This window comes from Moorena bouillonii PNG, from assembly GCF_001942495.1.
Taxonomy (GTDB): Bacteria; Cyanobacteriota; Cyanobacteriia; order Cyanobacteriales; family Coleofasciculaceae; genus Moorena; species Moorena bouillonii.
Genome location: NZ_MKZS01000001.1, coordinates 100,946 through 107,161 on the forward strand (window position 1 = coordinate 100,946; position 6,216 = coordinate 107,161).

Sequence of the window (6,216 nt, forward strand, 5' to 3'; positions counted from 1 at the left end):
AGATCGAACTTGCAATGTCTTGTAATGTAAACTACTAAAACTGTTAAGTAAGATAACTCTAGGTCACTAATTTTCAAAAAATATGAATACACGTAACAACTATAAAAAAAAATGTTTCAAAAATCTTAAGCGAAATTTGTTCCCACTCAACTTAATGTTTGTTAACAGAAAAGTCACTGCCAGAGGCTATTTCTGCCTAGGAGTGAGTTCGCTGTTGGTGCTGACACAGCCACTAGTTTCCCATGCTCTAGGGGTTAACCCAGATAATCTCAATGATTCACCCGAGAGACTGAGTAGACATCATCCCCTTACTCGCCCTTTCGGTTACAGTACTAGACTAATCGCTCAGTCTCAGTATCTACCAGCACTCAAACCAACTCAACCCGCAGCCCTTGAGCAACTTAATCAAGGACTGGCATTAATTCAACAGAGTAAGGTACTTGAAGCGATCGTGGCGTTCGAAAAGGCAGCCCAACTGAATCCCAAGCTAGCACCAGCACACTACAACTTGGGTCTAGCATTGCGGCAGGTTGGTAAATTGCAGGCGTCAGCCGATGCCTTTTATCGGGCAACCCAGACCGATCCAGAATTTGCTCTAGCCTTTGCTAATTTAGGGGCTGCCCTGTTGGAAGGAAAGAATTTGTCTCAGGCACGGGAATATCTAGAAAGATCTCTGGAACTTGACCCATTACTCGGTGTTGCTCACTATAACATGGGTCTAGTTATGTCCCAGTTGCGAACACCCCAACAAGCGATCGCATCATTTAAACAAGCAATGCAATTTAGCCGTAATGCTCCCGAACCGGCATATCATTTGGGACTGATTTATAAGCAACAGGGCAAGCTAGAGGAAGCAAAAAAGGCGTTTGAGCAAGCGATCAAAATCAATCCTAAATACCCCGAAGCCCACTACAATATCGGGGGAATTTTATTTACTCAGAGAGATTTGGATGGTGCTCTGGCAGCCTTCCAGCAAGCAGCGGTAGCTAACTCGAATTACGCTAATGCCTATTATGCTGCTGGTGTAGTATTTCTGCGCCAAAACCGATTTAGTGATGCTCTGCAAGTCTTGCAGTATGCTAGAGACCTTTACAATAGCCAAGGTAATCCCCAGTGGGGACGTAGGGCTGAGCAATTGATGGAGCAAGCCCGTAATTCTCGTTTTTAGTGGGGTGTGTACCATCAGCACTGGTTAGGTTTGACGACTCCCCACAGATAGATCTGGAGCGTTGCACCTGTAGGGAGATGATTTATGGAGATGGGGAAGATGGGTAAGAATCCACCCATTCTCCTGCTGATTTTTATCACGTTTCAATTATAATTTATTGAACCGATTTTTTAGTATTTATTGAAACGGTTTTTTATTAGTGTTTTTTATGGCGGGCTTTACCGAATATTTTTAATTATTAAAAATATCTTTAATTAAAATTAAACAACTATTTTTTTATAGTAAAATTATCCCAAAAATTGGAATTATTATTTCCTGAATTTATTATTAGTGGTATTTTAATTATTTTCATAAAAATTTGATAGATATTGTTTTAGTGTTTAAAAACAAATCAAAAACTATTATATCACATTTTAAGTTGACTTATAGGGCTACAAAACTTAAAAAGCTTAAAATTGATTTTCCTTTATATGGAAAACTTTAGGTATTTTCCCGGCTAATACTAGTATAGCTTGAATTTTTTGCAGATTATTAAAAGTGTAGTAACGTTGCGAGACCTTGAGTTGAGTGGATAAGACTGGGTAGGGACGGTTAGCCTAATTTAGACATTATCAAAACCCGATTCCTACTACCCACTGCTCTCTCCTTCAATTACGGTTAAGACTACAGCATAGTATAACTCATAAAATTTAGCCACACTGAATATAAAAAACCCCTGATGGGCGGTTGGGTGCCCCAGGGGGATGCAGCAAAAGGTTAAAACTACCATATACAAGAGTAATCGGAAATCACAGTAAACCGGATCCGCAAAATCTCGGAAATCTCTGAGCCACTCGCAATAAATGGCCTACGAATAATTACGTAGTTGCCTTATCCATGGTTACTATAGGTTTATTGTTTACTAATATTCACAGCCATCTGACAAACCAGTAACTTGGGTCGAACTAGGGAACTGGCTCCTATTCCACACCTAGTTCAGGGAATCTCAACGGAATTGAGTTGCCTTGAGCGCAAATCCGACTCGAAGGGCGTGTTGCATGTGCTTTACCCTTTGGGGTTTTCCAGCGTTTTGATCCTGGCGATACAACTTGTCTAAGCCAAGAATGAACAGAGTGAGTATGATTAATGTAGTGGCCAAATTGCGAGCAAATACTAAATCAAACATGACTATATCCTGAATGTATGAATCCCTGAGCGTTCTGAGCCCCATTGCCCATGATTAAAAATTGTGAAGTGCCGATGTTTAATTTAGGGTTGACGCTCAGGTGTACAGTGTTGGTTGTTGTCTAAGAATTGAGGCCAATCGCTAAAATTGGTGAAATCTGGTGAAATCTCGGAAATCTCGTCACTTACTAGTAGCTTCCTTTGTCCCGTGGCTGAATCTTCCCATGAATAGCAGTAGAGTGGGCATCCTGCCCGCCCGAAAATCTATTGAAACTGGCAAGATGCCAGTTCTACGCAAGATGCCAGTTCTACGCAAGATGCCAGTTCCACCAAGATGCCCATTCCACCTCACTCTTAAAATCATTCCATTATTAAGCAATGCTTTCTTTGTCGCTGGTGCTATCTTGGGCTGTACCCACCAAGTTATACCGACGGCACCAGCGCTACAAGCTAAACCAGTTATTAGCAAATCTGTTACTGATCTAATTCAGATTCAACCCTTACCGATTGCGACCAAGTATAGGAATCAGTGGACTCCTGAATTAGAATCAGAATTCTGGGTGCGAGCCAACCAGGCCATTCAGTACTACGGTGGTAAAGGTTATGGCAACAACTACGGGGAAAATGAGAAGCGGTCTTATCCCTATGCCATGTTTGATTTTATTGTTGGCAATCGGGAGAAAGCCCTAGAGTTTCTGCAATCAGAAGATGCCCAAGCTCAAGATAACCAACACACTGAGGGTATTGACTACTATTACGCTTTCACCCTCAAGGGACAAATCCGAAAATACTTCTTCTTTGGGCAATTTCTCGACCCGACCTACAAACAGCGAATGTTTGACGGTGCCAAAATCTGGACAGAAACAGACCCCAATGGACGTCCTCACCCCATTTATGGTAAGGGAAAAGGTGGTGATGGTTGGGGACCCGATGTGCGAGGAAGTTGGGTGGATGGACGCAACACGGACAATCTCCGGGCAATGCGAGAAATTGCCGTTTATCTGATGGCAGAGGAAACCGGAAATGAAGAGACTAGGCGTCTGTATAAAAAGAAAATTCAGCGCTATGTCTGGGCGCTATACAACATTGGTATGGGAGAGTGGGACTCAGAGACTTACCATGGTCACACCTTTGCGGCTTACCTAAATCTCTACGACTTTGCGAAGGAGCCGGAGGTGAAACAACTGGCCAAAGCGGCTCTAGATTGGATGTCAGCGGCGGCAGCAGTGAAATATTATCGAGGTGGTTTTGGCGGACCGACTAAGCGGGATTACGGCAAAAGTAATGTGGTCTACGGAGCCAGTGCTGCCCGTCTGTTCTGGCTTTATTTTGGCGATGTTACCTTAGTCAATCCTAAGCCAGAACGGGATGTGATTCACGTAATTACTAGCGCCTATCGACCTCCCCAGGCGGTGGTAAAGTTAGCTCGTAAGCAGTTTCAGAAGCCTGTGGAAATCCTGGCGAGTAAACCAGTCTACGAAAATTGGAAACCTGGAGGTGAGGATAAACCAGGATATTGGGAAACCACCTTTTTTGGTCATACCTATCAGTTGGGGAGTTTGGCGGGTGAATTCCCCGATGGTGATGTCGGACCGTTCAAGCTAATGGCATACAATCAACAGCGGGGTGTGGATTTTTTTGTTGCTAATACTGGTGGTGATTGGGTGAAGCCAGGAAAAAATCAGGGAGACCAAGTTGGGCAATACCGTAACCTAGTTCTTTGGTTAAGACCAGCAAAGGATAGACCATTCTTTTTCCAATTGCCTAAGACGGCTCAAGCAGAAATAGAAGACGGTATTTGGTTCTTTAAACTGGAAAAAACCTGGTTAGCGATTCGCTCGATTAATTTGGATGCCTATACTGAGGTGGCTATACCCAACCAGAAATTTGCCCAGCTCTATAGTCAAGAAAAAACTCTGAAGGCAACAACCCTAGGCAATAGCTATGCTGGCTTTGCTCTAGAAGTAGGAGAAGAGGAATCTCATGGTAACTATGAGGATTTCAAACAGGCAGTTAAGAAAAAAAGTCAGTTAGATTTACAGGAAATTTCCATCGGTAAAGTGCAGTGGATTGGTAGCACTGGTGAGAGTCTTGAACTGACCCACAATCCTAAAAATGACTTGCCAAGTCTGACGCGAAATGGTAAAGACCATGACTGGTCAAAACACATTGACCTGTACAAAGCAGTTAATGGGAATGTACCGATTTCTCTAGGTTGGAAAACAGGTAATCTCCGGGTTGAAGCAGGGGATTTGGTGTTTCAACATTGATTGATAAGTGTTGATTTATCATCGCTAAATATTCCCTAAGAGGATGTCTGAAACCAATAGTCAGAAATGCAATGGTAATACAAGTCATTTTGTTAACGAATAAAGTTTATTACAAGCTTCATTATTATGGAGTTTATACTAACTGGAGTTGAGTCTAAACTCCAGTTGAAATCGGTCTAATTTGTTCAAGTCAACAAGTATTCTACAAATATTACACAGTTATACTACAATAATAGTAAGCTATCAGCTAACTAAAACTACTCAAACTAATTAGAGGGTATTGGCAGGAAATCGTAACCGCTGGAAGTGTTCTGCTTGGGAAGAATTTTTACCAGTTGGACTGAGCCATTGCGATCGCCTGAACGCAAAAACCGAATTGAACCAGATACTCCAGGCGCTACAAAATCTGAGGCTGAGAGGGCTTCTTGAACACCAGCACGAGTAGGATTACGTTTCAGGGCTTCTATCAAAGCCTGGGTTCCATCATAAGCCATGGCTGTGCGCCAGTTAACCTCGGCATTCCAAAGGGCTTTGGATTTACGGACAAAGTCTGACTGAGGGTTGCTATCAATATCCCAAAAAACAGCTACCACCATTTCAACAGCGTTTTCTGCACCTTTCTCTAAGGTCTTGGGAGAATACATTACATCTCCTCCCAACAGACTTAGACGTTTACCATTGACCTTAACAACCTCCAAAGCTTGATTTAGAACTGCTGGGTTAGGAGCTAAAAATAGCACCTGTGCTCCCCGCTCAATCGCTTGTTGTACAGGTGTAGCAGGATTAAAATCTGGATTGGAGATGTCAATCTCATCAACAACTTGTCCTCCTCCTAGGGAAACCGCTGTGACAAATTCAGTTCTGAGAGATTTGCTGTAGTCACTCTTAGAATTATAGAAAACCGCTGCATTCTGCTTTTTCAACTGGGTGTTCATGTAGTTAGCTAAGGCTCTGGCTGAAAACGCATCATTTGGCACTGAGCGGAACACATAGGGGCTAAAGTTTGACAACTTTACGGAAGTACTAACAGCAGAAATAGCTGCTAGTTTACCGGAATTATATACTTCTCCTGCGGCTAAGGTGACACTGCTAGCGGAATGACCAATTACACCTAATATTTCTGGATTGTTGACCAACGCTGAAGCAATTTGTTTAGCAGTATCGGGATTTTGATCATCACTCGTAATAGCTACTTTGAGGGGGACGCCATTAATTCCCCCAGTTTTATTGATTTCATCTTGAGCTTGAGCAACGCCACGCAAAATTGCTAATGTACCATCGGGGTCAGTAGCAATCGGTCCAGCGACAGCAATAGTATAGGATTTCTGATTACCAATACGAGCATTATTGAGATAAATTAGAGTTTCAGGAGCGTTGGGGTATTTCCGAATTGCTACTTCAAAGTTACTCATGGCTTTGTCATAATCACCAGCAGCCATGGCTTGCATACCCTGTTGTTTGGCAGCTTGGAATTGCAGATTTGGAGTGCCTACCTCTTCTGTTTTAACTAGGGGCTTTTCCCCAAGGCTAATTCGAGCTTGAATATTACTCTGATCAGGCTGGTTGACTGACAAAAAGTAGAAGTCAATTGCCCCAAGAGTTTGCCAGGAGTAG

Annotated in this window: 4 protein-coding genes; 2 read left to right on the forward strand and 2 right to left on the reverse strand. The window is 42.7% G+C overall.

The window, feature by feature from the left end:
- The first annotated feature begins 154 nt into the window (after positions 1–154).
- On the forward strand, positions 155–1,168 hold the full coding sequence (locus BJP37_RS00405) for a tetratricopeptide repeat protein (RefSeq protein WP_075905622.1): 1,014 nt from the start codon (positions 155–157) through the stop codon (positions 1,166–1,168).
- Between the two features lie 985 nt (positions 1,169–2,153).
- Here BJP37_RS00405 and BJP37_RS00410 read toward each other — a convergent pair.
- The gene (locus tag BJP37_RS00410) at positions 2,154–2,333 is read right to left on the reverse strand and encodes a hypothetical protein (protein WP_143727402.1); all 180 of its coding nucleotides are present in this window, start codon (positions 2,331–2,333) and stop codon (positions 2,154–2,156) included.
- A 280-nt stretch (positions 2,334–2,613) separates the two neighbouring features.
- Between BJP37_RS00410 and BJP37_RS00415 the strand changes: the two genes are divergently transcribed.
- Positions 2,614–4,602, forward strand: a complete 1,989-nt coding sequence (locus BJP37_RS00415) for a hypothetical protein (protein WP_143727403.1) — start codon at positions 2,614–2,616, stop codon at positions 4,600–4,602.
- Positions 4,603–4,868: 266 nt separating this feature from the next.
- Here BJP37_RS00415 and BJP37_RS00420 read toward each other — a convergent pair.
- Positions 4,869–6,216 (reverse strand): ABC transporter substrate-binding protein (locus BJP37_RS00420; RefSeq protein WP_075895621.1); only part of this gene is annotated, 1,348 nt, incomplete at its 5' end.